General features: G+C 71.2%; 25 protein-coding genes and 1 tRNA gene. 13 read left to right on the top strand and 13 right to left on the bottom strand.

Features of this window, described 5'->3' with window-relative positions:
* Positions 1-8 precede the first annotated feature (8 nt).
* Positions 9-410, bottom strand: a complete 402-nt coding sequence (locus KV102_RS12525) for a two-component system response regulator (RefSeq protein ID WP_220346490.1) — start codon at positions 408-410, stop codon at positions 9-11.
* A 58-nt stretch (positions 411-468) separates the two neighbouring features.
* Here KV102_RS12525 and KV102_RS12520 point away from each other — a divergent pair.
* Positions 469-540, top strand: a tRNA-Arg gene (locus KV102_RS12520).
* 114 nt (positions 541-654) lie between these two features.
* Positions 655-1,266 carry a hypothetical protein gene (locus tag KV102_RS12515; protein WP_220344045.1) on the top strand — a complete coding sequence of 204 codons (612 nt, stop codon included), beginning with the start codon at positions 655-657 and terminating at the stop codon, positions 1,264-1,266.
* Between the two features lie 18 nt (positions 1,267-1,284).
* Here KV102_RS12515 and KV102_RS12510 read toward each other — a convergent pair whose 3' ends face one another.
* Positions 1,285-1,533: a hypothetical protein gene (locus tag KV102_RS12510; RefSeq protein ID WP_220344044.1), complete on the bottom strand. Its 249-nt coding sequence runs from the start codon at positions 1,531-1,533 to the stop codon at positions 1,285-1,287.
* A 165-nt stretch (positions 1,534-1,698) separates the two neighbouring features.
* Between KV102_RS12510 and KV102_RS12505 the strand changes: the two genes are divergently transcribed.
* Both KV102_RS12505 and KV102_RS12500 read left to right on the top strand, forming a co-directional pair.
* The gene (locus KV102_RS12505) at positions 1,699-5,508 is read left to right on the top strand and encodes a multifunctional oxoglutarate decarboxylase/oxoglutarate dehydrogenase thiamine pyrophosphate-binding subunit/dihydrolipoyllysine-residue succinyltransferase subunit (RefSeq protein ID WP_220346489.1); all 3,810 of its coding nucleotides are present in this window, start codon (positions 1,699-1,701) and stop codon (positions 5,506-5,508) included.
* A 17-nt stretch (positions 5,509-5,525) separates the two neighbouring features.
* Complete coding sequence (locus KV102_RS12500; RefSeq protein WP_220344042.1) at positions 5,526-5,702, top strand: DUF6104 family protein; 177 nt, start codon at positions 5,526-5,528, stop codon at positions 5,700-5,702.
* A 62-nt stretch (positions 5,703-5,764) separates the two neighbouring features.
* Here KV102_RS12500 and KV102_RS12495 read toward each other — a convergent pair whose 3' ends face one another.
* From KV102_RS12495 to KV102_RS12485, 3 genes are all read right to left on the bottom strand, one after another.
* Positions 5,765-6,733, bottom strand: coding sequence for a zinc-binding dehydrogenase (locus KV102_RS12495; protein ID WP_220344041.1), 969 nt, complete (start codon positions 6,731-6,733; stop codon positions 5,765-5,767).
* A 101-nt stretch (positions 6,734-6,834) separates the two neighbouring features.
* Complete coding sequence (locus KV102_RS12490; protein ID WP_374106988.1) at positions 6,835-8,031, bottom strand: NADP-dependent malic enzyme; 1,197 nt, start codon at positions 8,029-8,031, stop codon at positions 6,835-6,837.
* Between the two features lie 171 nt (positions 8,032-8,202).
* Complete coding sequence (locus KV102_RS12485; RefSeq protein ID WP_220344040.1) at positions 8,203-8,607, bottom strand: hypothetical protein; 405 nt, start codon at positions 8,605-8,607, stop codon at positions 8,203-8,205.
* Positions 8,608-8,846: 239 nt separating this feature from the next.
* On the opposite strand from KV102_RS12485, the gene KV102_RS12480 reads away from it, so the two are divergent.
* Positions 8,847-9,098 carry a WhiB family transcriptional regulator gene (locus tag KV102_RS12480; protein ID WP_220344039.1) on the top strand — a complete coding sequence of 84 codons (252 nt, stop codon included), beginning with the start codon at positions 8,847-8,849 and terminating at the stop codon, positions 9,096-9,098.
* A gap of 81 nt (positions 9,099-9,179) precedes the next feature.
* Here KV102_RS12480 and KV102_RS12475 read toward each other — a convergent pair whose 3' ends face one another.
* Complete coding sequence (locus KV102_RS12475; RefSeq protein ID WP_220344038.1) at positions 9,180-10,661, bottom strand: sensor histidine kinase; 1,482 nt, start codon at positions 10,659-10,661, stop codon at positions 9,180-9,182.
* Between the two features lie 99 nt (positions 10,662-10,760).
* On the opposite strand from KV102_RS12475, the gene KV102_RS12470 reads away from it, so the two are divergent.
* From KV102_RS12470 to KV102_RS19750, 3 genes are all read left to right on the top strand, one after another.
* Positions 10,761-11,687 carry a DUF2785 domain-containing protein gene (locus KV102_RS12470; protein ID WP_308289409.1) on the top strand — a complete coding sequence of 309 codons (927 nt, stop codon included), beginning with the start codon at positions 10,761-10,763 and terminating at the stop codon, positions 11,685-11,687.
* Between the two features lie 31 nt (positions 11,688-11,718).
* Positions 11,719-13,419: an acetolactate synthase gene (locus KV102_RS12465; RefSeq protein ID WP_220346488.1), complete on the top strand. Its 1,701-nt coding sequence runs from the start codon at positions 11,719-11,721 to the stop codon at positions 13,417-13,419.
* Positions 13,420-13,483: 64 nt separating this feature from the next.
* Positions 13,484-13,558: a 50S ribosomal protein bL37 gene (locus tag KV102_RS19750; RefSeq protein ID WP_373887156.1), complete on the top strand. Its 75-nt coding sequence runs from the start codon at positions 13,484-13,486 to the stop codon at positions 13,556-13,558.
* 53 nt (positions 13,559-13,611) lie between these two features.
* On the opposite strand, the gene KV102_RS12460 is transcribed toward KV102_RS19750, so the two are convergent.
* From KV102_RS12460 to KV102_RS12430, 7 genes are all read right to left on the bottom strand, one after another.
* Positions 13,612-14,148, bottom strand: a complete 537-nt coding sequence (locus KV102_RS12460) for a GNAT family N-acetyltransferase (protein ID WP_220346487.1) — start codon at positions 14,146-14,148, stop codon at positions 13,612-13,614.
* On the bottom strand, positions 14,145-14,531 hold the full coding sequence (locus tag KV102_RS12455; protein WP_308290326.1) for a hotdog domain-containing protein: 387 nt from the start codon (positions 14,529-14,531) through the stop codon (positions 14,145-14,147). The genes KV102_RS12460 and KV102_RS12455 overlap by 4 nt, the downstream gene beginning before the upstream one ends.
* Positions 14,528-14,815 (bottom strand): mycothiol system anti-sigma-R factor, encoded by a 288-nt coding sequence (rsrA, locus tag KV102_RS12450; protein ID WP_220346486.1) that lies wholly within the window; start codon positions 14,813-14,815, stop codon positions 14,528-14,530. Before rsrA ends, KV102_RS12455 begins: the two co-directional genes overlap by 4 nt.
* Entirely contained in the window at positions 14,812-15,456 is a 645-nt protein-coding gene (locus KV102_RS12445; RefSeq protein ID WP_220344035.1) for a sigma-70 family RNA polymerase sigma factor, read from the bottom strand. Before KV102_RS12445 ends, rsrA begins: the two co-directional genes overlap by 4 nt.
* 157 nt (positions 15,457-15,613) lie before the next feature.
* Positions 15,614-16,270 (bottom strand): alpha/beta family hydrolase, encoded by a 657-nt coding sequence (locus KV102_RS12440; protein WP_220346485.1) that lies wholly within the window; start codon positions 16,268-16,270, stop codon positions 15,614-15,616.
* Positions 16,270-17,061: an SOS response-associated peptidase gene (locus tag KV102_RS12435; protein ID WP_220346484.1), complete on the bottom strand. Its 792-nt coding sequence runs from the start codon at positions 17,059-17,061 to the stop codon at positions 16,270-16,272. Before KV102_RS12435 ends, KV102_RS12440 begins: the two co-directional genes overlap by 1 nt.
* Positions 17,062-17,157: 96 nt before the next feature.
* Positions 17,158-17,922, bottom strand: coding sequence for a hypothetical protein (locus KV102_RS12430; protein ID WP_220346483.1), 765 nt, complete (start codon positions 17,920-17,922; stop codon positions 17,158-17,160).
* A gap of 116 nt (positions 17,923-18,038) precedes the next feature.
* On the opposite strand from KV102_RS12430, the gene KV102_RS12425 reads away from it, so the two are divergent.
* Genes KV102_RS12425 through rsgA form a run of 5 tightly spaced genes read left to right on the top strand, consistent with a single transcriptional unit; the run spans position 18,039 to position 24,356 of the window.
* Entirely contained in the window at positions 18,039-20,177 is a 2,139-nt protein-coding gene (locus KV102_RS12425; RefSeq protein ID WP_220346482.1) for a sigma-70 family RNA polymerase sigma factor, read from the top strand.
* Positions 20,178-20,232: 55 nt separating this feature from the next.
* Positions 20,233-21,462: an NAD(P)/FAD-dependent oxidoreductase gene (locus KV102_RS12420; protein ID WP_220346481.1), complete on the top strand. Its 1,230-nt coding sequence runs from the start codon at positions 20,233-20,235 to the stop codon at positions 21,460-21,462.
* Positions 21,463-21,516: 54 nt separating this feature from the next.
* Positions 21,517-22,044: a DoxX family protein gene (locus KV102_RS12415; RefSeq protein WP_220346480.1), complete on the top strand. Its 528-nt coding sequence runs from the start codon at positions 21,517-21,519 to the stop codon at positions 22,042-22,044.
* A 48-nt stretch (positions 22,045-22,092) separates the two neighbouring features.
* Complete coding sequence (aroA, locus tag KV102_RS19205; RefSeq protein WP_255560919.1) at positions 22,093-23,367, top strand: 3-phosphoshikimate 1-carboxyvinyltransferase; 1,275 nt, start codon at positions 22,093-22,095, stop codon at positions 23,365-23,367.
* Positions 23,364-24,356, top strand: a complete 993-nt coding sequence (rsgA, locus tag KV102_RS12410) for a ribosome small subunit-dependent GTPase A (RefSeq protein WP_301021706.1) — start codon at positions 23,364-23,366, stop codon at positions 24,354-24,356. The genes aroA and rsgA overlap by 4 nt, the downstream gene beginning before the upstream one ends.
* Positions 24,357-24,372: the final 16 nt, after the last annotated feature.

Below are 24,372 nucleotides of genomic sequence, written 5' to 3'. Positions count from 1 at the left end.
TCACTCGGCTATCCGGGCTGGGACGCCCCCTCGATCACCGCGCGCACGGTACGGACCAGCACCGCGGGGTCGAAGGGCTTGGTGACGTAGGCGTCCACGCCGACGTCCTGGCCCCGCTGGAGGTCGTACGCCTGGGCCTGGGTCGTCACCATGACGACCGGGATGTCACGGGTGCTCGGGGACCTGCGGAGCGCGCGTACAGTCTCCAGCCCGTCCATCCGGGGCATGACGACGTCGATCGTCACCACGTCGGGCCGGGTGTCCACAACGACGTCGAGGCACTCCAGGCCGTCGGCCGCCTCCAGGACGGTCCATCCCTCCAGCTCGAAGTTGGTCCGCAGCAGCAGGCGGATCGAGTCGGTGTCGTCGACCACCAGGACACGCGGCGGCCGGCCGTTCGGGAAGGGCATGTGCGCAACCGTACTCGGCGTGCGCTACCGTTGTCGGGCTCGCTCGAGAAGCGCGCACGCCCCCGTAGCTCAGGGGATAGAGCACCGCCCTCCGGAGGCGGGAGCGTAGGTTCGAATCCTACCGGGGGCACCGACAGATCAAGCCGCTGACCTGCACCGACAGGTCAGCGGCTGTTCTTCTTCCGGGCGCTTCGTCCGTCGCGATGCTGTCCGAACGTGCCCGCGCCGACGTACCCTGGTGGGCATGCGAGCGAACCGCGGCAACCGCCTCCCCAGCTGGGCGGCCTGGCTCAGCGTGGCGGCCCTGGTCGGTCTCACCGTCGGACCGGTGGTCGCCGTGGTCGCAGCAGGCGCGTGCATGGCGGCACTGACCGCCGAGGAGGTGGGCTACCGTCGCCGCGCGCGGGCCTACTTCGCCCGCCTGCACCGTACGTCGCTGCACCGGCACGACGGGATCCTCGACGCCTGGATGGACATGCGCGAGGAGGTCCACGGCCACGAGTCCGCGGCGCTCGCCGACGACGTACGCCGTCGCCCGACCGCGCGCTTCGTGGCGCTCGCCTCGACCGCCTCCTCCCGGCGGGACGCGGCGCGGCCGCGCGACCACGCGAGCATCGCCGCCTACGCCGATGCCGTGGCCGACCTGGAGCGCGCGTGGCGGCGTCTCGAGCTGCAGGCACGCGGCCTCGACCTGTGGGGTGACGCTCGCCGCTGGGGTCGCCAGCACCTGCCGGCCTCGGCGACCGCCGCCGTCGCGCCGCTGGTCCCCGTGGTCCGTTCGGCCGCGCAGTCGGCCTGGCGCGCCGCCGAGGCACGCTTCGTCGCCGCCTCCGCCCGCGACGACCGGACGGCCTAGACGCTCGAGGCCGGCCGCCTACGACCTGCTCGCGGCGGCCGCACCGAGGACGGCGCCCGCGTGCCCGAGCAGGGCGACGTATGTTCCCGTGCCGGCCACGACGTCGACGACGACGCCGAGGAGGGCGAGGACGAGGAAGCCCGCCCACGCCCCGAGGACCCCGACCGCGACACCACGGGGCCTGCTCCTCCGTACCGGTGGAGAGGGCCGGAGGAGGAGACCGGCGACGATGCCGATGACGGTGACCGAGACCAGTGGCAGGAGCATGCTGTCATCCTGGGCGCACCCGGGGCCCGTTGTGATCGGGGACGCCCCCGGACGTGCCCCTGATCTGGACGTCCGAACCCGGACGTCACCGCCTGGATGTGAGCCTGGACATGCTTCGGTACCGTCGATGACGCCCCTTCCTTCGGGGTCTACCCTGGTACGCGTATGCCCTGCGGGGCGTCGGAGACAACGGACAACCCGGAAGAGGCGATCGAGGCCGTGGCCCAGAGCGACAGCCCCCTGCCAGATTTTGGCACCAACCAGTGGCTCGTCGAGGAGATGTACGAGCGCTACAAGTCGGACCCCGCGTCGGTCGACGCGTCGTGGTCTCGCCTCTTCGAAGGCGATGGAGCAGCGCCGAGCAGTCCCCCGACGTCGAACGGCTCGAGCAGCGCGCGGCCGGTGAAGGCGACGGCGACCGCTGTCCGTCCGCCCACAGCCAAGCCGACGGCGGCCGGGGACATCCCCACGCCGGCCGGTGACGGCGCCCGCCCGGCGGTAGCCTCGCCCCCGACCGAGAGCGTGGAGGCCGCACCCACGGGCGACGCCGACAAGGCTGCCAAGCCGGCCAAGGCGAAGCCGAAGCCCAACGCCCCGGCGGCCAAGACGTCGGCTCCCGCCCCCGGCGCCGACGTGGAGAAGAAGGTCCTTCGCGGCGCTTCGGCCCGTACGGCGCTGAACATGGACGAGAGCCTCTCGGTCCCGACCGCGACGAGTGTCCGCTCGGTGCCGGTCAAGCTCTTGATCGACAACCGCATCGTCATCAACAACCACCTCGCCCGCGCGCGTGGTGGCAAGGTGTCGTTCACCCACATCATCGGCTACGCGCTGGTCAAGGCGCTCACGGCGATGCCGGAGATGAACGCCGGCTTCGAGGTCGTCGACGGGAAGCCCAACCTCCTCCAGCCCGCTCACGTCAACCTCGGTCTCGCGATCGACCTCGCCAAGCCCGACGGCACCCGTCAGCTGGTCGTGCCGTCGATCAAGCAGGCCGACACGATGGACTTCGCCCAGTTCTGGACGGCGTACGAGGCCGTCGTCGACAAGGCGCGCAACAACAAGCTGACGGTCGCCGACTTCCAGGGCACGACGATCAGCCTGACCAACCCGGGCACGATCGGCACCAACCACTCGGTGCCGCGCCTGATGAAGGGCCAGGGCGCCATCATCGGCGTCGGCTCGATGGACTACCCGCCGGAGTTCCAGGGCGCCTCCGAGCACACCCTCGCCACCCAGGCCATCTCCAAGATGATGACCCTGACGTCGACCTACGACCACCGGATCATCCAGGGCGCGCAGTCGGGCGACTTCCTGCGCCGCGTGAGCGGTCTGCTCCTCGGCGAGGAGGGCTTCTACGACGAGATCTTCGCGTCGCTGAAGATCCCGTACGAGCCGATCCGCTGGGCCCGCGACATCGCCGTCAGCCACGACGACGAGGTCCACCGCCAGGCCCGCGTGCTCGAGCTCATCCACGCCTTCCGCGTGCGCGGCCACCTGATGGCCGACACCAACCCGCTCGACCACTCCCCCCGCAGCCACCCCGACCTCGAGATCTCCTCGCACGGGCTCACGCTGTGGGACCTCGAGCGCGAGTTCGCGACGGGCTCGTTCGGGGGCCGCGAGCGCCGCTTCATGAAGCTCCGCGAGATCCTCGGCATCCTCCGCGACTCCTACGCCCGCACCTCCGGCATCGAGTACATGCACATCCAGGATCCCGAGCAGCGGCGGTGGATTCAGGAACGTGTGGAGCGGGAGCACTCCAAGCCGCCCCGCGAGGAGCAGCTGCGGATCCTGCACAAGCTCAACCAGGCCGAGGCCTTCGAGGCCTTCCTCCAGACGAAGTTCGTCGGCCAGAAGCGCTTCAGCCTCGAGGGCTCGGAGACGACGATCCCGCTCGTCGACGAGATCTGCGAGGCCGCTGCGGCCGACAACCTCGACGAGGTCTGCATCGGCATGGCGCACCGGGGCCGGCTCAACGTGCTGGTCAACATCGCCGGCAAGAACCCCGGCTACGTCTTCCGCGAGTTCGAGGGCAACATCGACCCGCGGACCGTGCAGGGCTCGGGCGACGTGAAGTACCACCTCGGTGTCGAGGGCGAGTTCACGGCGGCCAGCGGTGACAAGATCAAGGTCTCCGTCGCCGCCAACCCGTCCCACCTCGAGGTCGTCGACCCGGTGCTCGAGGGCATCACCCGCGCCAAGCAAGACCGCCTGAACCGCGGCGAGGAGTTCCCGATCCTCCCGCTGCTCATCCACGGAGACGCGGCGTTCGCCGGCCAGGGCGTCGTGGCGGAGACGCTGAACCTCTCCCAGCTGCGCGGATACCGCACCGGCGGGACGATCCACCTGATCGTCAACAACCAGGTCGGCTTCACCACCTCGCCGAGCTCGTCGCGCTCGTCGACGTACGCGACCGACGTCGCCCGGATGATCCAGGCGCCGATCTTCCACGTCAACGGCGACGACCCGGAGGCGTGCATCCGGATCGCACAGCTGGCCTACGAGTACCGCAGGACCTTCAAGCGCGACGCGGTCATCGACCTGATCACCTACCGCAAGCGCGGTCACAACGAGGGCGACGACCCGAGCTTCACCCAGCCGCAGATGTACGACGTGATCGAGAAGAAGAAGTCCGTGCGTGTGCTCTACACGTCGGCGCTCATCGGTCGTGGCGACATCACGATGGAGGAGGCCGAGAGCGCGCTCAAGGACTACCAGGACCAGCTCCACCGCGTCTTCGCCGAGGCCAGCACCGTCGACGAGTACCAGACGGCGCCGGAGTACCCGGAGAAGCCGGAGCTCGCGCGACTCGAGACGGCCGTTTCTCCGGAGACGCTCAAGACCATCGCCGAGGCCTACACCAGCGTCCCCGACGGCTTCACGGTCCACCCGAAGGTCCTTCCGCAGCTCCAGCGCCGGGCTGCCGCGATCACGGCCGGTCCGATCGACTGGGGCACGGGAGAGATCATCGCCATGGGCTCGCTCCTGCTCGACGGGCGTCCCGTGCGCCTCGCCGGCCAGGACTCGCGTCGCGGCACCTTCTCGCAGCGCTTCGCGACGATCATCGACCGTCGCACCGGAGCCGAGTGGACGCCGCTGGCGCGCATGACGGAGGACCAGGGCACCTTCTACATCTACGACTCGCTCCTCAGTGAGTACGCCGCGCTCGGCTTCGAGTACGGCTACTCGGTGGCGCGGCCCGAGGCGCTCACGATGTGGGAGGCGCAGTTCGGCGACTTCGTCAACGGCGCCCAGTCCGTCATCGACGAGTACATCTCCGCCGGTGAGGCGAAGTGGGGCCAGAAGTCGGGCGTCGTGCTGCTGCTGCCGCACGGCTTCGAGGGCCAGGGGCCCGACCACTCCTCGGCCCGGATCGAGCGTTTCCTCCAGCTCGCCGCAGAGGACGCGATGGTCGTCGCCCAGCCGTCGACCCCCGCCTCGTACTTCCACCTGCTGCGTCGCCAGAACCTCGAGAGCGAGCACCGCCCGCTCATCGTGTTCACCCCCAAGCAGCTCCTGCGCCTGAAGGCCGCCACCTCGCAGCCCGAGGACTTCACGACGGGCACGTTCCAGCCGGTGCTCGCCGATCCGGCCGAGGGCGGCATGGACGCGAGCAAGGTCGAGCGGGTCGTGCTCACCTCCGGTCGGGTCGCGTACGACATCCTCGCGACCCGTGACAAGGTCGAGAAGGACGGCATCCGTACGGCGGTCGTCCGCGTCGAGCAGCTCTATCCGCTGCCGCTGGCGGAGATCGAGGCCGAGCTTGCCAAGTACGGCAACGCCCGTGAGGTCCGCTGGGTTCAGGACGAGCCTGCCAACCAGGGTCCGTGGCCGTTCATGGCGCTGAACCTGGCGCCGGAGCTGTCGCTGCCCGTGGTGCGGGTCTCGCGTGACGCGTCGGCGGCGCCGTCCGTGGGCAACCACAAGCGGCACGTGGAGGAGAACAAGGCGCTCATGGAGCGCACGTTCGCCTGAGGCGCGAAGGAGGAACGGTGTACTTCACCGACCGAGGGATCGAGGAGCTCGCCTCCCGCCGCGGCGAGGAGGAGGCCACGTTCGCGTGGCTCTCTGAGCGGCTGCAGGAGTTCGTCGACCTGAACCCCGAGTTCGAGGTGCCGGTCGAACGGCTCGCGACCTGGCTCGCGCGCCTCGACGACGAGGACGACTGAGCAGGACAGACGCACGAAGGCCCGCCGATCTCCGGATCGGCGGGCCTTCGTCGTCGGGTGGGTCAGCGCGTGAAGACGATCTTGCCGAACACGTCGCCGGACGCGACCGCCGCGAAGCCCTTCGGCGCGTCCGTCATCGGGATCACCTGGTCGATCAGGGGCCGGGTGCCCGTGACGTCGAGGAGCTCGACGAGCTGAGCCAGCTCCGTGCGGGTGCCCATGGTCGAGCCCTGCACCCGCAGCTGGAGGAAGAAGATCCGGGTCAGCTCGGCGTGCGAAGGGTTGTTGCCCGACGTGGCACCGGCGATCACGATCGTCCCGCCCGGCTTGAGCGACTTGACCGAGTGCGACCAGGTGGCGGCACCCACGGTCTCCATCACGGCGTCCACGCGGACGGGCAGGCGGGCACCGGCCTCGAAGACCTCGTGCGCGCCGATCTCAAGCGCCCGTGCCCGCTTGCCCTCGTCCCGGCTCGTCGCGTACACGCGCATCCCGGCAGCTCTCGCCAGGACGATCAACGCGGTCGAGACCCCGCCACCGGCACCCTGGACCAGGACGGTGTCGCCAGGCTTGAGCCCGGACTGGGTGAAGAGCATCCGATAGGCGGTGAGCCACGCCGTCGGCAGGCACGCGGCCTCCTCGAACGACAGCCCGGACGGCTTGGGCACCACGTTGCGACGCGGCACTGCGACCTTGTCGGCGAACGTCCCCTGGAACCGCTCCGACAGCAGCGAGCGCCTCGGGTCGTGCGTCTCGTCGCCAGTCCAGGAGGGGTCGCTGACGACAGCGTGGACGACCACCTCGTTGCCGTCCTCGTCGTAGCCCGCCGCGTCGCAGCCGAGGATCATCGGCAGCGACTCCTCGCGCAGGCCGACACCCCGCAGGGACCAGACGTCGTGGTGGTTCAACGAGGCCGCCTTGACGGTGACGGTCGTCCATCCGTCAGGCACCTGGGGGTCGGGACGCTCACCGACCACGAGGCCGGAGAGCGGGTCGTCGGGACTGAAGGACTCGGCATACACGGCGAACATGCACGCACCCTACGGGGTCCGGCGTCGCCCTACCGACGCGCGACCCCGTCGCCCTACCGACGCGCGACCCCGTCGCCCTACCGACGCGCGACCCCATCGCCCTACCGACGCGCGACCCCATCGCGACGCGCCGCCGCCATCACCGCCCCCGCCACCACCGGCGCCACCCGCTCGTCGAACGGCGACGGGATCACGTACGACTCGCTGAGCGCGTCGCCGACAAGGTCCGACAGCGCCCGCGCGGCGGCAACCTTCATGCCCTCGGTCACCCGCGAGGCACGCACGTCGAGCGCCCCGCGGAAGACCCCGGGGAACGCCAGGACGTTGTTGATCTGGTTGGGGTAGTCGGAGCGACCGGTCGCGACCACGCGGGCGTGGCGGCGCGCGATGTCGGGGTGGACCTCGGGCGTCGGGTTGGCCAGCGCGAAGATGATCGCGTCCTCCGCCATGCGCTCGATCGCCGACTCCCCCACGGTGCCGCCGGACACGCCGATGAACACGTCGGCGCCGTCGAGGGCGTCGGAGAGCTGGCCTGTGCGACCCCACTCGCGCGTCTCATAGGCGAGCTCGGCCTTGATCGGCGTGAGGTCTGTCCTGCCGCGGTGGATGACTCCACGGCGGTCGACCACCGCCAGCATGCGGACACCGCTGGCCTGGAGGATCCGGGCGATCGCGACACCGGCGGCGCCGGCCCCGGAGATGACGACCTTGGTGTCCTCGACCCTCCGACCCGTGAGCCTCAGGGCATTGAGCAGCGCCGCCAGGGTGACGATCGCCGTACCGTGCTGGTCGTCGTGGAAGACCGGGATGTCCACCCGCGCCTGGAGCGCGCGCTCGATCTCGAAGCAGCGGGGAGCAGCGATGTCCTCGAGGTTGATGCCGCCGAAGCTCGGCGCCATCCGGGCGACCGTGTCGACGAAGTCGCCGGGGTCACGCACGTCGAGCGCCAGCGGGATCGCGTCGACCCCGCCGAACTGCTTGAACAGGATCGCCTTGCCCTCCATCACCGGCAGGGACGCCGTCGGCCCGATGTCACCGAGTCCCAGGACCGCCGAGCCGTCGGTGACCACCGCGACCGTGTTGGGGACCCAGGTGTAGTCGTCGGCGACGGAGGGGTCCGCGGCGATGGCCTCGCACACACGGGCGACCCCGGGAGTGTAGGAGAGCGAGAGGTCGTGGGCGTCGCGCAGCGGGGCGGTCGCCGCGATCTCCATCTTGCCGCCGCGGTGTACGTCGAAAACCGGGTCTCCCACGTGCTGCGACGGGAAGGGGAGACGGTCGACTGATTCGGCAACCACGACAGAACCTCACTGGGAAGAAGGGTGAAAGCACGTCCACGACGGCACCAGAGTGCCGCGCAGAGGACGGCCGGTCAGGAACGGGACCGGGAACCGGAGCCCCGCACACGGCCGGTCTGGCCGCGGGAGCGGTGGAGAGGGGGTGACCCGAAGCCCATTGAACCACACGCGTCACTGCTGAGAGGCGCGCGACTCCTCGTCGACGGCCGCGAGGATCCGGCTCGTCCCCGGCGACAGGATGCCCCACAAGACGGCGCCGGCGACGACGGCGAAGAGCCCGGACAGCGGCGGGGCAGCCTCACGGAGGTTCCACGCCAGGCCGAGCTGGATGAGCTGCGTGAACACGATGGGTGCCCTCACCCAGGTCTGGAGGCGCCACAGTCCGCGCGCGGAGGCCAGGAGCAGACCGGCGTAGGCGAACAGGAACAGCGAGGTCCCGATCGCCAGGACGGCGCGGTCGGCGTGCAGGTCCAGGAGGTCGAGCGTGGCGAAGACGGCGAGCCCCAGCCCTTCGACGGCCACGAGGAGGACGGCGGCGACGATCCTGACTGTCCGCCCAGGTGTGGTGTGACCCACGGAACAGGCTCCTTCGTTCAGATTGCCCTTGTGTTAACCGGCGTTTATTGCGACGATCTTATTGCTGCTGTTCAGCGCCGGTTTCACGGTGTTTTCCTCCGGGCGCAGGACAAACAGATCGGACGCCCAGAACCCCCTCACCTACGGTAAGGGACTAGTAGGCTTCCGCCCCCGATCGTGAAGTGATTCACAAACCTAAGATCGCGCCCTCCCGCGGTCAGAAGAAAGGACGTTTCGCCATGGACTGGCGTCACCACTCTGCGTGCCTCGACGAGGATCCGGAACTCTTCTTCCCCATCGGGAGTACGGGGCCGGCCATCTCGCAGGTCGAGGAGGCCAAGGTGGTGTGCCGCCGTTGCGACGTCCGCGAGCAGTGTCTCACGTGGGCGCTGGAGTCCGGTCAGGACCACGGCGTCTGGGGTGGCATGAGCGAGGACGAGCGCCGCGCACTCAAGCGTCGCACCGCGCGTGCCCGGATCCGCACCGCCTGACCCAGCGCCCTTCACCGGGCTGCTGCACCTTTTCGTACCGAGGCCCCGTACCCGCCAACCGCGGGACGGGGCCTTCGTCCGTCAGCGTCCCCCGAGCGGCACCTGGATGCGCACGCGCGTGCCACCACCGCCGGTCGCCGGATGCCGTGGGCCGAAGGACAGCACTCCCCCGAGCTCGGACTCCACGAGGGTCGCGACGATCGAGACGCCGAGACTCGTCGTCCCGCGGGGGTCGAACCCCGCGGGCAGTCCGACCCCGTCGTCCAGGACCGCGATGTCGAGCCGGTCACCACGCCTGTGCGCCTCGACGACGACGTGGCCACGCTCCTCTTCTCCGAAGGCGTGCTCGGCGGCGTTCTGGATCAGCTCGGTGAGCACCATGGCCAGCGGCGTCGCCACCTCGGCAGGAAGCTCCCCGAAACTCCCGATCCGCTCCGTGGTGACGCTCCTGGCTGCCGAGGCGACCTCGGCGACCATGGTGCGGAGCCGGTCGGCGACGTCGTCGAACGGGACCTTCTCGTCGAAGGCCTGACTCAGCGTCTCGTGCACCACGGCGATCGACTCGATCCGTCGCACCGCCTCCTCGAGCGCCTCGCGACCGGCACCGGTGTCCATCCGGCGGGCCTGCAGCCGCAGCAGCGCCTGCACCGTCTGGAGGTTGTTCTTGACCCGGTGGTGGATCTCCCTGATCGTCGCCTCCTTGCTCATCAGCTCCCGCTCACGACGACGCAGCTCCGTCACGTCGCGCAGCAGCACCAGGGCGCCGGACGGCTCCCCCGAGGAACGGAGCGGGATCGAGCGCAGGCTCAGTGACGCGTCACCGTTCTCGAGCTCGGCCTGGGTGACGTTGCGTCCGGTGAGCGCAGGAAGGATCGCTTGCTCGGTGGGACGGTTCGGGGCGCTCAGCAGAGATCTGGTGACCTCCGCGAGGTCGACGCTCTCGAGGTCCCCTGTCACGCCGAGACGACGGAAGGCCGACACGCCGTTGGGGCTGGCATAGATGACCCGGCCGTCAGCGTCGGTGCGGATCAGCCCGTCGCCCACCCGCGGCGAGTGAGACAGGTCAGACTGCTCGCCCAGCAACGGGAACTCGCCCTTGCTGATCATCTCCGTGAGGTCGTCGGCCATCGCGAGGTAGGCGAGCTCGAGCCGGCTCGGCGTCCGCACTCCCAGGAGATTGGTGCTGCGGGCGATCACCGCGATGACGGCCCCGTCGCGGCGTACCGGGATGGTCTCGAGCCGGACCGGGATGTCGTCGCGCCACTCCGGGTCGCCCTCGCGCACCACGCGGCCCTGGCGGAAGGCCGCGTCGATGGTGGGTCGGCGGTTGCGGGGAACGAAGTCACCGACGACGTCGTCGAGGTGCGCCGTCACGCCGGTGGTGGGCCGCATCTGCGCCCCGGCCCAGAATCCTTTGCCCTCCGCATCGGGCAACCACAGGACCAGGTCCGCGAACGAGAGATCGGCGAGGATCTGCCAGTCGGCGACGAGCTGGTGCAGCCACTCCATGTCGGCAGCGTCGAGGCTGGTCTGGTGAGTCGCGACGTCGTCGAGGGAGGGCACGGAGTCCAGCGTATCCAGCGGGCGGCGGAGGCGGTCTGACTGCCGAGACGAGTGTGGGCCGGGTCTCGCCTGCACCGCTCGGCGTGCAAACATGTCCTCGTGTCCGAGTCGTACTGGCGTTCCGTGATCGACGCCGGGATGCATGTCCCGGACGACCGATCACTCAACGACCTCACGCTCGAGCTGATCGACATGCTGGCGAGCCCCGACGCCCACACGCGTGACGCCATCGCCTTCCCGCTGCTGGCGACGTGGATCCACTCCGGCGAGTACGACGCGTTGCTGCGCGGCTTCGGCAACGGCGTCGTCACCGGCCTCCAGACAGGACTCGGCACGCAGGGCGACCTGACGATCCTCCGGCGGTCCTACACGGCGCTCGTGCTGTCCGAGATCATCGTGCGCGACAACGAGATGCAGCTGCTGCCGGCGGCGACCGTGATGGGCTGGGGCGACCAGGCCACGTCGTGGTTCGTGCGCGAGAAGGACCTGCGGGGATGGATCCCGGACGTCGGATGGGCCAACGCCGGGTCTCACGGCGCCGACCTGCTCGGCGCCCTCGCGCGCTCGCCGCACTTCGACAAGCTCGAGCTGACGGTGCTCCTCGACGTCCTGGCCGACCGGCTGCTCTCCCCCACCGAGCACGTGCTGCACCACGGCGAGGAGGACCGGCTGGCGTACGCGGCGATGGCGGTGCTGCACCGCGACGTCGTCGCACCCAACGTCGTCGAGCCGTGGCTCGCTCGACTCGGAGCGGGAACCCGTCGCCCTCGTACCCGCGGCAGCTCGCCGGGTGAGTGGCCGACCCCGGCGGCGTACAACACCTCACGCTTCCTCCGCGCCCTCTACGTCCAGCTCGCGCTGGGCGTGAAGGGGCGCGTGGAGGTGATCGGCGACGACGCGCTCTTCGCCACGCCCACCCCGCACCGCGCCGACCTGCTGCTCGCGGTGATCGAGCAGATCCGTGCCGAGACGCCGTGGCTGTTCGCGACGGCCGGCGGGCGACGGACGGTGACCACCGCGCGGTGACCGAGGATTACCCCTGGGTAACCTAGGTCACATGACAGCTGAGACCCCCACCGCGCCCGACGCTCCGGCCCCCGAGGGTCGGGAAGGCCACGGAGGCGACCACGCCCTCGACGCAGCCCGCGCGCACGGCGTGGAGACGATGTTCACCCTCTCGGGTGCCCATGTCTTCCCGCTCTACGACGCCGCGGTGAAGGCCGACCAGCCGATGCGTCTCATCGACGTGCGCCACGAGCCGTCCGCGGTGTTCGCCGCCGAGGCGACGGGGAAGCTCACCCGTACGCCTGGCCTGGCCGTGCTGACGGCCGGACCGGGCGTCACCAACGGCGTCAGCCCCATCGCGCAGGCGCACTTCGCCGGGTCGCCGCTGGTCACGATCGGCGGCCGTGCGGCGACGCACACGTGGGGCATGGGGAGCCTCCAGGAGCTCGACCACCCGCCGATCGTCTCCACCGTCTCGAAGTGGGCGGGCACGGCCAAGACCACCGATGAGATCGGTCCGACGGTCGACCAGGCGTTCGCGCTCGCGGGCTCGTCGCACCGGGGGCCCACGTTCCTGGACGTCCCGATGGACCAGCTCTTCAGCCGGACGACGGCGCCCGCCGACGCCGCGTACGGGAGCCTTCCCGACACGATCGAGCCCGATGACGACCAGGTCGGGCAGGTGGCGCGTCTGATCGCCCGGGCAGAGCGTCCCCTCCTCGTCCTCGGGACGGACGTCTGGGCAGACGGCGCCGAGGAGGCGGCTCTGCGGTTCGTCGAGGAGACGGGCATCCCCGCCGTCTCCAACGGCATGGGCCGCGGGGTGGTCCCGCGCGGTCATCGACTGCTCGTCACGAAGGCGCGGTCCCAGGCGCTCGGCAAGGCCGACCTCGTCGTGGTCGTGGGGACACCGCTCGACTTCCGCCTCGGCTACGGCGTCTTCGGCGGCAAGGACGGCGCCACCCCCGCACAGGTCGTGCACGTCGCCGACAGCCCGGGCCAGGTGTCGACCCGCGCAGACCTCGCGGCCTCCCTCTCGGGCGACCTCACGGCGTGCTTCGACCAGGTGCTCCGCGCGCTGGAGGCGACGACCGGCACCCGCCCCTCCTGGTCCGGCTGGGCCGAGCAGCTCAGCGACGCCGTCTCGGCGGCGGTCACCCGCGACGCCGAGCTCCTCAGCGCCTCCGCCGACCCCATCCACCCCGCGCGCATCTACGGGGAGCTCATCCCGCGCCTGGCCGACGACGCGGTCGTCATCGGTGACGGAGGGGATTTCGTGTCCTTCGCCGGCAAGTTCCTCGAGCCGGCACGCCCGGGCTGCTGGCTCGACCCCGGACCGTACGGCTGTCTCGGCGCCGGTCTCGGCGCCGCGATGGCGGCACGGATCGCCCGACCCGACAGCCAGGTCGTCGTGCTCTTCGGCGACGGAGCCGCCGGCATGTCGCTGATCGACGTCGACACGCTCGTACGCCACAACCTGCCGGTCGTCATGGTCGTCGGCAACAACTCGGCATGGGGCCTGGAGAAGGCGCCGATGAAGTTCCTCTACGGCTACGACGTCGCTGCCGACCTCGCTCCGCAGACGCGCTACGACGAGATCGTGACGACCCTCGGCGGTGGTGGCGAGGCGGTCACCGACCCCAAGGAGATCGGTCCCGCACTCGACCGGGCGTTCGCGTCCGGCGTCCCCTACCTCGTCAACGTGATGACCGACGTCGACGCGATCTACCCGCGCAGCACCACCGGGGTCTGAGGTCGCGTACGGGCCACTCGGCCCCACGTGCGACCATGGGAGAAGCACAGTTCGAGGAGGACCCATGGGCAAGACTGGCCGCAAGCGCCGGGCGCGTCGCAAGAAGAACGCGAACCACGGCAAGCGTCCCAACGCTTGATCACACCGAGAGGGCCCCGCACCACACGGTGCGGGGCCCTCTCGTGTGTGGTCTCAGGCGACCGGCCGGCTGAAGCCGACGAGCTGCGTGCCGGGGACCGGCGACCAGTCGAGGTCGGTACGCCGGACGAACCCGTGCCGTCGATAGAGCCGGTGCGCAGCGGTCATCTCCGGCAGCGAGCTGATCACCACCTCGGCGAGGCCCTCCTGGTGTGCACGATCGAGGCACCACGTGATGAGCGCGGTGCCGACACCACGGCCCACGGCACCCGGGTCCACGCCGAGCATCCGGAACTCGCCCTGGTCATGGCGCGTCGCGAGCTCACGCATCGACGAGCCCGGCGTGCACCAGGTCACCGAGCCCACGAGTCGTCCGTCGAGCTCGACGACGAGGACGACAGAGTCCGCGGCACGCGTCGCCACGTCGGCGAGCTTGGCGGCGTAGGCGTGGTCCTCCGAGCCGTCGGAGAACCGGAGGTAGCCCTCGCTGCGGTAGGCCGTGACGACGATCTCGCCGGCGCGCGCGTACTCCTCAGGCCGGACCGGCCGGACGAGCAGCCGTCCGGCCCCGACCGACGCGGCCGAGGTCACGGGCGGACGCGGGCAAGGAAGCGGTCGGTGTCGACGACGACCCGGCGCACCTCGCCCTCGGCCAGCAGCGTGCCGTCGGCGCTCATGACGACGACCTCGAACGACACCATGCGGCCGTCGACCGCGGTCACCGCGGCGGCGACCGTCACGGTCGCACCGACCGGACTCGCCGCGAGGTGGTCGAGGCGGACCCGGGTCCCGACAGACGTCGACCCGTCCGCGACCGCCGACGCGATCGCCTCGCAGGTGGCTTCCTCGCACCACGCGAGCGTGCGAGGCGTCGCGAGGACCGGCAACGAGCCGCTCCCGAGGGCGAGCGCCGTGTCGCTGTCACCGACCGTCCGCGACAGCGTGGCGGACATGCCCTTCTCGAGCGCGCTCACGCGCCGGGCTCGACGCCACGGTCGCTCCGCGTGACCGTCACGGTCGTGCGGATGGACGTGAGCACCTTGGCCCGCAGGACCTCGGGGGCCTTCTCGCGGCACGAGCGGGCGACGAGCTCCTTGACGATGCGCTCCACGTCGAACTGAGAGAGGCACGGTGCGCAGTCGGCGATGTGCGCGTGCACGGCGTCCCAGTCGCCCTCGGCCATCTCGTGGTCGAGGAACAGGTAGAGGTTCTCCAGGGCGCTCTGGCAGTCGGGGCCGAGCCTGATGTCGTCACTCATGCTTTGTCACCTGCTGAGACCATGCCGCGCTCCCGTGCGTAGTCGGTGAGCAGCTCGCGGAGCTGCTTGCGTCCACGGTGAAGACGCGACATCACGGTGCCGATCGGCGTCTCCATGATCTCGGCGATCTCCTTGTAGGGGAAGCCCTCGACGTCAGCGAGGTAGACCGCGTAGCGGAAGTCCTCGGGGAGCTGCTGCAGCGCCTGCTTCACGTCGCTGTCGGGAAGGTGCTCGAGGGCTTCCATCTCCGCTGACTTCAGACCGCTCGAGGTGTGCGCGGCCGAGCGGGCGAGCTGCCAGTCCTCGATCTCCTCCGTCATCTGCTGCTGCGGTTGCCGCTGCTTCTTGCGGTAGGAGTTGATGTAGGTGTTGGTGAGGATCCGGTAGAGCCAGGCCTTGAGGTTGGTCCCCGGACGGAACTGGTGGAACGACTGGTACGCCTTGGCGAACGTCTCCTGGACCAGGTCCTCGGCGTCGTGCGGGCTCCGTGTCATCCGCAGCGCGGCGGAGTAGAGCTGGTCGAGGAACGGCAGCGCGTCCTGCTCGAAGCGGGCGGTGCGCGCCTCGGCCGACTCACCGGCCTCGGCCCGGTCCGTCCCCTCGTCGGCGGGCGTCGCGGCTACGTCATTGGGTTCGGTCATCGCAGTCCAGCCTACCCCGGCGATGCCGGCCGGGACCGGGGTGATGACCCCGGCGGGAGCCGGGCGGGTCAGAGTCGCGAGCACGCATCCTCCTCGGATCGAGGCGTCCGCCACAGTCGGGCGGCACCGTGTGGGTTCAACACGGGTCCGCCGGGCGTCATTCCCCGACGGGAGCCGCCCACCCGACCCGGCGGCGTACGAAGTCGTGCACGCCGTCGACGAGCAGGGCGTCCACCGCAGCCTGGTCGGGGACCGCGCGCTTGCCGACCCTGAGGGAGTGGTCGGCGCCCGGGAGCACCACCATCGAGGTGCCCGCCGGGAACTCCGGCGGCGTCCCGAAGGGGTCACGCTCACCCTGGACGACCACGGTCGGCAGTCCCGACCCCTCGAGCTCGGCCACCCGGGTGCGCTCAGGCTTCCCGGGCGGGTGCAGGGGGAAGGCGAGCGCCACCACGCCCACCGCACCCAGAGCCCGGGCGCGACGGCACGCCACCCGTGCGCCGGCGCTGCGCCCGCCGATCACGAGCGGGACCCGTGGACGCAGATGGTCGACGAGCGCCGTGAACGACGCGTCGAGCACCGAGGGTGCCGGGGCGATCCGCCTGCCGGCCGTACGCCAGGGCATCTCCACGCGGACGACGCCGATCCCGAGGCGTGGCAGCCCGCGGTTGAGCACCTCGAGATCGTGGCTCTCGATGCCTCCGCCGGCACCGTGGGTGAGGACCAGGGTCGCCCAGGGGCGGTCGGGGCGCCGTGAGACGAGCCGCCCGGGCCCGTGAGGAGTGTCGTACGTGGCCTCGGCCAGGGTCGTCATCAGAGGCCACCGAGCGTCGGCTGCTCGCCCTCCTCGGCTGCGCCGGGCTCGTCCTCGAGGGCGAGCGGCTCCACCAGCTGAGGGCCGTTGTTGCGGACGTTGTTGACCTCCCGGGACACCGGGTAGGCCTGCAGCGCCCCGGGTGCGGCGGGGACGAGCAGACGGGCGAGCTCGTCCTTGTCGTCGGTGTCAGGGTCGAGCCAGGTGGCCCAGCGGTCGCGCGGGACGAGCATCGGCGCCCGGTCGTGGATCCGGCCGACGTCATCGGTGGCGGTCGTCGTGATGATCGTGAAGCTCCACAGCCAGGCGGTGTCGTCGTCCTCCGGCAGCGAGCGGTCCCGCCAGATCTCATAGAGCCCCGCCATGGCGAGCGTGCTCCGGTCGGGCGCATGGATGAAGAAGGGCTGCTTGACCGGTCTGCCCTTGGCGTCGCGCTTCTCGCTCGCGTACCACTCGTAGAAGCCGTCCGCCGGCACCAGCGCGCGCCGCTTCGCGTAGGCCGCGCGGAACGACGGCTTCTCGGCGAGAGTCTCGGCGCGCGCGTTGATCAGGCGGTTGCCGATCGTCCGGTCCTTGGCCCAGCTCGGCACCAGGCCCCAGGTGACCGCCTTGACCAGCCGGTGCTTCGCGGCGGGGTCCTCGCTGGAGCGCCGCTCCAGGATGAGCGGGACGACCTTGGTCGGGGCGACGTTGTAGTCGGGGTCCAGCTCAGGCAGGTCCTCGGCCGGCTCGGCCTCGAACTCGGCGCTGAGGTCGGACGGGGATCGCGTGGTGGCGTATCGGCCGCACATGGCACCAGCGTTCCACACGTCGGTGACGGGGCCGCCGAGCGTGCACCGTGAGCCCCGGCGTCCGCCCGCCCCGAGAACGAGCGGACGCCGGAACAGTCAGCCGAGCCCGTCCGCGGATCCCCCGCGGCCGAGCTCGCCCAGCAGGCGGGAGGCCGCCTCGCTGGTCCCCGGGACACCCTCGATCCACACCCGCGTGGGCGGGACGTCGGGTGAGGAGTCGACAAGGCCCCGCAGCGCGCTGTAGCCGCGGGTCGCGTCCCAGCGTCGCACCAGCGCGACGGCTCGGCGCTCGCCGAGCCGTGAGACGGTCTCGTCGCCGTCGAAGCAGGAACGAAGGAGCTCGGCGACGACGATCATCGAGAGCGACCTCAGCAGGCCGCTCTCCGCACCGCCGCTCGGACGCACCTCGACGACCACGAACGCCCACAGGTCGGACGCGCTCGCACCGGCGCGCTCGGCGAGACGATAGGCATCGTCGAGCCGGGTCCGCAGGTGTGCGGGCGAGGTGAGCCCGGTGAGGGGGTCCTCGCAGGAGACGACGTAGCTGTCCTGCGCGGCGGTCTCGGTCCACGCGATGCTCATCGCGCGGACCAGCTCGTACGGAGGGAGCGAGCCCGAGACGCTGCGACTCACGTCCTCGACGTCGCGCAACAGCTCGCTCCAGCCGATCCCCTCCGTGGCTGCGGCCGCCCCGAGCTCAACCGCAACCCCTTCGGGGTCCTCACCACCGCGAAGCACGTCCCGCAGCGCGTCCAGATGACGCCGGGGGACGAGGAACAGAGACTCCGCGGCCAGCCCGCGTACGGCCGGAGGGTGCCACTGGTCCTGCCGACCGGAGCTTGTCGCCGTAGGGCGTGCCATGTCGTCGCGCTTCATGCGAGTGAGACGGGCGCTTCGCCGGTCCATGACGCGGGTTCGACAACTTTTTTGCGCGACACGCCTGCGACACGTCGATCTCGCCTACCGTGGGAGGCGCCATGACAGAGCCCACCGCCGATCCGAGCACGCCGAGCGACGCCGAGCTGATCTCGGCCGTCCGGGCCGGCGACAACGCCGCGTACGGCGTGCTGTTCGAGAGACACCGTGACGCGGCGCGTCGGATGGCCGCTCAGCTGGTCCGCAGCCCCGACGGTGACGACCTCGTGTCCGAGGCCTTCATCAAGGTGCTGGACCAGCTGAGGGCGGGCGCCGGGCCCGACGTCGCCTTCAGGGCGTACCTCCTCACCGCGATCCGCCGGCTCCACATCGACCGCGTGCGCGCCGACCGACGGGTTCAGCCCTCCGACGACCTCGAGAAGTACGACGGTGGCGTCGAGTTCGGCGACACGGCCGTGGCCAGCTTCGAGAGCTCCGCCGCGGCGCAGGCGTTCGTCGCCCTCCCCGAGCGTTGGCAGCTGGTCCTGTGGCACCTCGACGTCGAGGGGGCCAAGCCGGCCGACATCGCCCCGATGCTGGGCATGTCGGCCAACGGCGTCTCGGCGCTGGCCTACCGGGCACGAGAAGGACTGCGGCAGTCCTATCTCCAGGTCCACCTGGCCGACACCGCCGAGGAGAGCTGCCGTGGGACGACCGAGCGCCTCGGCGCTTACGTCAGGCAGGGCTTGGGCAAGCGCGAGACGACCAAGGTCCGTGAGCACCTCGACGGCTGCGCGCGCTGCACCGGTGTCTACCTCGAGCTGGTCGAGGTCAATTCGGGGCTCCGTGGACTGCTGGCTCCGGCGCTATTGGGGGCGGTCGGACTTCGGTACGTCGCCGATCTCCAGGGTCAGGTGGCGGCCGCCGGCGCCGGTGCGGGGGGATCCGCCGCCGGGGGCGCCGGTCACACGAACCCAGGACGCTGGGCCGGGAACACCGCAGGGCGCGCCCGCGACTGGGTGACGACGGCACCCGCCCATGGGGTGGCCGCGGCCGGGATCACGCTGGGCGTGATCGGCGCCGCGGTCGTGGCCGCGATGGCGTTCATGACGCTGGAGAGCCCGGGCGGTCCCACCTCCGACGAGGTGTCCGACGGGCCGTCGCTCTCGCTTCCCGGCCCTACGCGCCCCGGAGACTCCGACCCACGGGTCCGTCCCCAGACGGTCCCCCCGGCGGCGGTCATACCCCCGACCCTTCCCGGGTTGGTGCCACCCGGATCCCCGTCGACCATCCCGGGCATCCCGGGTGTCGAGGACCCCGGAGCTCCTGACGCGCCAGAAGGACCGGGCGCACCCGACGACCCCGGGCCTGGCGGACCAGGCCCGGACGACCCACGCAACCCGGAGGAGCCGCAACCTCACGACCCCGGGCCCAACGACCCCGGGCCAACAGAGCCGGCACCCCCCGAGCCGACAGAACCGACCGAGCCGGCACCGACCCCTCCCGTGGCACCACGAGACCTCGCGCTCACCGACGAGCCGGGCGGGCTCACACTCGCGTGGTCAGCCGTCGCCGGCGCCGACGGGTACGAGGTCTACCGGAGGGTGGGCACGGGCCTGGCGGGTGCGGGCCGCTCCGCAGCGGCGGTGGTGAGCGGCGACCTCGTGTCGGGCCCCGACCCACTCGTCACCACCTCGTTCGTCGACACCGGAGCACCGAACGGCGCCCGTGTGGTCTACGAGGTGGTCGCACTGAACGCCGCCGGGAGGTCGGAGACCGCGACCCTGGGCCCGATCCGGCTGCCCGCCGTCGCGCGCATCTCCGTGCGCCCGATCGGTCTCGGCACCCGCTGCATCGAGGCGACCGGTCGTCCCGGCTCCGCGTCGACGCGTCTCGGGAGCTGTGGCACCGCGACGGTGTGGCGGGTCTGGGACGCCGGCAGCGGCACGGGGTGGTGGACGATCCGCGCGGTCAGCGGGCCTGCGACCGGAGCATGCCTGACCTCGGCGGCGAGGCCCGTCGTCTCGACCGTGACGACGGAGGCCTGCGCCGGCAGCACCCGTCAGCAGTGGGCGTTCGACCCCGGCTCCACGGCGTCGCAGCACGTGTCGGCGAGGGCACGTCCGGGTCAGGTCCTGGACGCCACCACGGCGAGCGCCGGCGGCCCGCTCTTCACGCTGCCGCGCACCGCGAGTCCGCGGCTCGATCGCAACCAGCGGTTCAGCGCGCTGCTCGAGGACGTCGCTGCCACGTTCCGCTAAGACCTGGCATCCGTTCCGTGGCGCCCGTCACCGGGAACGGCGTACGGTCACCGGCATGAGCGATGAGACGTACGTGGTCGTGGGTGGCGGGCTGGCAGGCGGGAGCGCGGCGGCGACCTTGCGCGAGGAGGGCTTCGACGGCGCGGTCGTGCTGGTCACCGTCGAGGACAGGCCGCCGTACGAGCGGCCGGTGCTCTCCAAGGGCTACATGCTCGGGTCGGAGAAGGAGTCCTCGGCGTACCTGCACGACTCCGGGTGGTGGAGCGACCACGACATCGACCTCCGGACGGAGACGATGGTGACCGGGGTACGCCTCGAGGACAGGGTGCTCGAGCTCGAGGACGGCGGCAGCCTGGCGTACGACAAGCTCCTCCTCGCGACCGGCTCGTGGCCGCGACGGATCGAGGTGCCCGGCGCCGACCTCGACGGTGTCCTCTACCTGCGCGACATGCCCGAGGCGGAGCGGATCCGGGCGGCCATCGAGGCCGGTGGTCCGCTGGTGATCGTCGGCGCCGGATGGATCGGGCTCGAGATCGCCGCGGCCGCACGGACGCACGGCGTCGCGGTGACGGTCCTCGAGACGGCGACCCTCCCCCTGCAGCGGGTGCTCGGCGACCGCGTGGCCGAGGTCTTCGCCTCCCTCCACCGGCACCACGGCGTCGACCTGCGGCTCGGCAGCGGGGTGGCGCAGATCCGGGGAGACGGCGGCTCGGTCACGTCGGTCGTGACGAGCGAGGGTGAGGAGGTGCCCGCGGCGGCGGTGGTCGTGGCGATCGGCGCGGCACCGCAGAGCGACTGGGGACAGGCAGCGGGGCTGTCCGGCGACCCCGGCATCGACACCGACGCGTCGTTGCGCACCTCCGACGTCGCGGTGTGGGCAGCGGGCGACATCGCGGCGGTGGACAACCCTCGTCTCGGGCGGCGCGTGCGGGTCGAGCACTGGGCGATGGCGCACGACTCCGGTCCGGTGGCGGCGCGGTCGATGCTCGGCCAGGACGTCACCTTCGACAAGCTGCCGTTCTTCTTCACCGACCAGTACGACCTGGGCATGGAGTACGTCGGTCACGTGGAGGACGTCGACGAGACCGAGGTCGTCGTGCGGGGTGACGCCGACCCGGCGGGCCCGTTGGCCTTCCAGGCGTTCTGGCTGCGCGACGAGGTCGTGCAGGCGGCGATGCACGTCAACATGTGGGACGACGGTGTCGACCCGCTCGAGGCGCTCGTGGGACGCCGCGTGGACGCGGGACGCCTCGGCGACCGGGGCGTCCCGCTGGCCGACCTCTGAGGTGACCGGCGCCGGTGATGTGTGGCGGTGGGCCGAAGGGGGTAGTAAAGAACCATGACTCTGCTGCGTACCGTCGCCCGTCCGTTGCTCGCCTCGATGTTCGTCTACGGCGGAGCGAGCGCCCTCCGTAACGCTCCGATGATGGCCGAGCACGTAAAGCCGACGACCGACAAGATCGCCGGGTTCGTGCAGTCGGTGGTCCCGGGAGCGTCGATCCCGACCGATCCGGAGTCGATGGTGCGCATCAACGGCGCCCTCCACCTCGGCTTCGGCACGGCGCTGGCGCTGGGGCGTTTCCCGCGCCTGTCCGCGGCGGTCCTGGCCGCGACGTTGGTCCCGACCACCCTGGCGGGCCACTCGTTCTGGGACGAGGACGACGCCTCGACGGCGGCCAACCAGAAGATCCACTTCACGAAGAACCTCTCCATGATGGGTGGCCTGCTGATGGCGACCCTCGACCCCGAGCCGCACAAGAAGATCCTGCCCCGGCGCGCGAAGGACCAGGTCGTCAAGGCCGGCGGCCATGTCCAGGACTCGGTCCAGAGCACGGCCAAGCAGGTCAAGAAGTCGCTGCCGCTCTGAGCGTCGCCACGACGTCGTCGCAGTCGTGGTCGGATAGGCTCGGCTGCGATGACGTCACCGCTGTGGGCCGCCCCGTTCCGTCTCGATCCCGTCGACGCGACAGTGTCGCTCCCGGGGTCGAAGTCGCAGACCAACCGCGCGCTCGTCCTGTCGGCGCTCGCGGACGGCCCGTCGCGGCTCGCCCGCCCCCTCGTCTCCCGCGACACGTCGCTGATGGCCGAGGCGCTGCGGACACTGGGCGTGGGCGTCGTCGAGGACGGTGACGCCTGGGTCGTGACGCCGGCCGCGTGGGGCACGCCGCTCGGTGTGGTGCACATCGACGTCGGTCTCGCGGGGACCGTCATGCGCTTCGTGCCCCCGGTGGCCGCGCTGGCCGACGGCGAGGTGACGTTCGACGGCGACGTCCGGGCGCGTGAACGCCCCATGGCGACCACCGTCAGCAGCCTCCGCGCGCTGGGTGTCACGGTCGTCGACCGCGGCGACGGGCGGCTCCCGTTGGCGGTGCGCGGTGACGGGCACGTGCGCGGTGGCCAGGTGACCATCGACGCGTCGGCGTCGAGCCAGTTCCTCTCCGCGCTGCTGCTCGCGGGCGCCCGCTACGCCGAGGGCGTGGACGTACGCCACGAAGGCCCGCCGGTCCCCTCCGCGACCCACGTGGAGATGACGCTCACCGAGCTCAGGCGCCGTGGCGTGACGGTGGAGGCGAGCACCGACCGCTGGACCGTCGAGCCCGGCCCCATCGCCGCGTACGACACCGCGATCGAGCCCGACCTCTCCAACGCCGGTGCGTTCCTCGCCGGTGCCCTGGTCACCGGGGGGCGGGTCCGGGTCACCGGATGGCCCCGCGCGACCGACCAGGCTGGAGACCGGTGGCGCTCGATCGCCGAGGCGTTCGGGGCCGAGGTCTCGTTCGACGGCGACGACCTGGTCGTGACCGCTCCCCCCGCCCTCGACGGTGTGACGCTCGACCTCCGCGACGAGGGCGAGCTCGCCCCGGTGGTCGCCGCCGTCGCCGCACTCGCCTCGGGGCCGTCGACCTTGACCGGGATCGGTCACCTCCGCGGCCACGAGACCGACCGTCTCGCCGCGCTCGCCGCCGAGATCAGCCGACTCGGTGGCGAGGTCGAGGAAGGCACCGACCAGCTGACGATCCGTCCGCGTCCCCTGCACGGCGCCACGCTCCGGACGTACGCCGACCACCGGATGGCACACGCGGCGGCCGTGCTCGGGCTCGCGGTCAAGGACGTCCGTGTCGAGGACGTCGCGACGACCGCCAAGACCTACCCGGGCTTCGCGCAGGACTGGGAGCGGTTCGCGTCGTGACGCAGCGCTATGACGAGGACCGTCCGCACGAGCAGTTCGACCGCCCGCGCCGGCACACGCGTCCACGGACGAAGGAGCGCCCGAGCTACGACGACGCCGAGACCGGCTGGGTCGTCGGCATCGACCGCGGGCGCTACGGCCTGCTCGTCGGCGACGACGACCGCGTCGTGACGGCGATGAAGTCCCGGTCGCTCGGTCGCAAGGCGGTCGTGGTGGGCGACCGGGTCCGGATCGTCGGGGACACCTCGGGAACCCACGACACCCTCGCCCGCATCGTCGAGGTCGAGGACAGGACGACGGTGCTCCGCCGTACGGCCGACGACAACGACCCGATCGAGCGCGTCATCGTCGCGAACGCCGACCAGATGGTCATCGTCACCGCGCTCGCCGACCCTCCACCTCGACCTCGCCTCATCGAACGCTGCCTCGTCGCGGCGTTCGACGCGGGGATGCGCCCTCTGGTGTGCCTCACGAAGTCCGACCTCGGCGATCCGGACCCCCTGGTCGCGATGCTCGTCCCGCTCGAGGTCGACGTCGTCGTCACGCACCGAGGCGGTGACCTGGAGATGCTGCGCGAGCGGCTGCGCGGCCGGACCAGCGTGCTCGTCGGCCACTCCGGCGTCGGCAAGTCGACCCTCGTCAACGCGCTCGTCCCTGACGCCGAGCTGGCGACAGGCGACGTGAACGCCGTCAGCCGTCGCGGTCGGCACACCTCGACCTCGACCCACGTGCTTCCGCTGCCGTTCGGTGGCTGGATCGTCGACACCCCGGGGATCCGGAGCTTCGGGCTGGCCCACGTCTCGATCGACCGGCTGCTCGCTGCGTTCCCCGACCTGTCCGACGTCACCGAGGAGTGTCCACGCGGCTGCCAGCACACCGTGGACGACCCTGAGTGCGCCCTCGACGTCGCGGTCTCCGAGGGCCGCCTCGACGCGGCGCGGGTCGACTCCTTCCGCCGACTCGTGGTCAGCCGTGAGGACGCCGACTGACGTGGTCCGCGTGTGC

The organism is Mumia sp. zg.B53 (assembly GCF_019550935.1).
In the GTDB taxonomy this organism is placed as follows: domain Bacteria; phylum Actinomycetota; class Actinomycetes; order Propionibacteriales; family Nocardioidaceae; genus Mumia.
The sequence above is the reverse complement of the archived record's forward strand: the minus strand, read 5'-3'. Positions and strand labels throughout refer to the sequence as shown.

What these genes read in the sequence shown, in the direction of transcription:
- KV102_RS12525 (WP_220346490.1), bottom strand. Translation starts at nt 410, where the DNA reads ATGCCCTTCCCGAACGGCCGGCCGCCGCGTGTCCTGGTGGTCGACGAC.
- KV102_RS12515 (WP_220344045.1), top strand. Translation starts at nt 655, where the DNA reads ATGCGAGCGAACCGCGGCAACCGCCTCCCCAGCTGGGCGGCCTGGCTC.
- KV102_RS12510 (WP_220344044.1), bottom strand. Translation starts at nt 1,533, where the DNA reads ATGCTCCTGCCACTGGTCTCGGTCACCGTCATCGGCATCGTCGCCGGT.
- KV102_RS12505 (WP_220346489.1), top strand. Translation starts at nt 1,699, where the DNA reads ATGCCCTGCGGGGCGTCGGAGACAACGGACAACCCGGAAGAGGCGATC.
- KV102_RS12495 (WP_220344041.1), bottom strand. Translation starts at nt 6,733, where the DNA reads ATGTTCGCCGTGTATGCCGAGTCCTTCAGTCCCGACGACCCGCTCTCC.
- KV102_RS12480 (WP_220344039.1), top strand. Translation starts at nt 8,847, where the DNA reads ATGGACTGGCGTCACCACTCTGCGTGCCTCGACGAGGATCCGGAACTC.
- KV102_RS12465 (WP_220346488.1), top strand. Translation starts at nt 11,719, where the DNA reads ATGACAGCTGAGACCCCCACCGCGCCCGACGCTCCGGCCCCCGAGGGT.
- rsrA (WP_220346486.1), bottom strand. Translation starts at nt 14,815, where the DNA reads ATGAGTGACGACATCAGGCTCGGCCCCGACTGCCAGAGCGCCCTGGAG.
- KV102_RS12445 (WP_220344035.1), bottom strand. Translation starts at nt 15,456, where the DNA reads ATGACCGAACCCAATGACGTAGCCGCGACGCCCGCCGACGAGGGGACG.
- KV102_RS12440 (WP_220346485.1), bottom strand. Translation starts at nt 16,270, where the DNA reads ATGACGACCCTGGCCGAGGCCACGTACGACACTCCTCACGGGCCCGGG.
- KV102_RS12435 (WP_220346484.1), bottom strand. Translation starts at nt 17,061, where the DNA reads ATGTGCGGCCGATACGCCACCACGCGATCCCCGTCCGACCTCAGCGCC.
- KV102_RS12430 (WP_220346483.1), bottom strand. Translation starts at nt 17,922, where the DNA reads ATGGCACGCCCTACGGCGACAAGCTCCGGTCGGCAGGACCAGTGGCAC.
- KV102_RS12425 (WP_220346482.1), top strand. Translation starts at nt 18,039, where the DNA reads ATGACAGAGCCCACCGCCGATCCGAGCACGCCGAGCGACGCCGAGCTG.
- KV102_RS12420 (WP_220346481.1), top strand. Translation starts at nt 20,233, where the DNA reads ATGAGCGATGAGACGTACGTGGTCGTGGGTGGCGGGCTGGCAGGCGGG.
- KV102_RS12415 (WP_220346480.1), top strand. Translation starts at nt 21,517, where the DNA reads ATGACTCTGCTGCGTACCGTCGCCCGTCCGTTGCTCGCCTCGATGTTC.
- aroA (WP_255560919.1), top strand. Translation starts at nt 22,093, where the DNA reads ATGACGTCACCGCTGTGGGCCGCCCCGTTCCGTCTCGATCCCGTCGAC.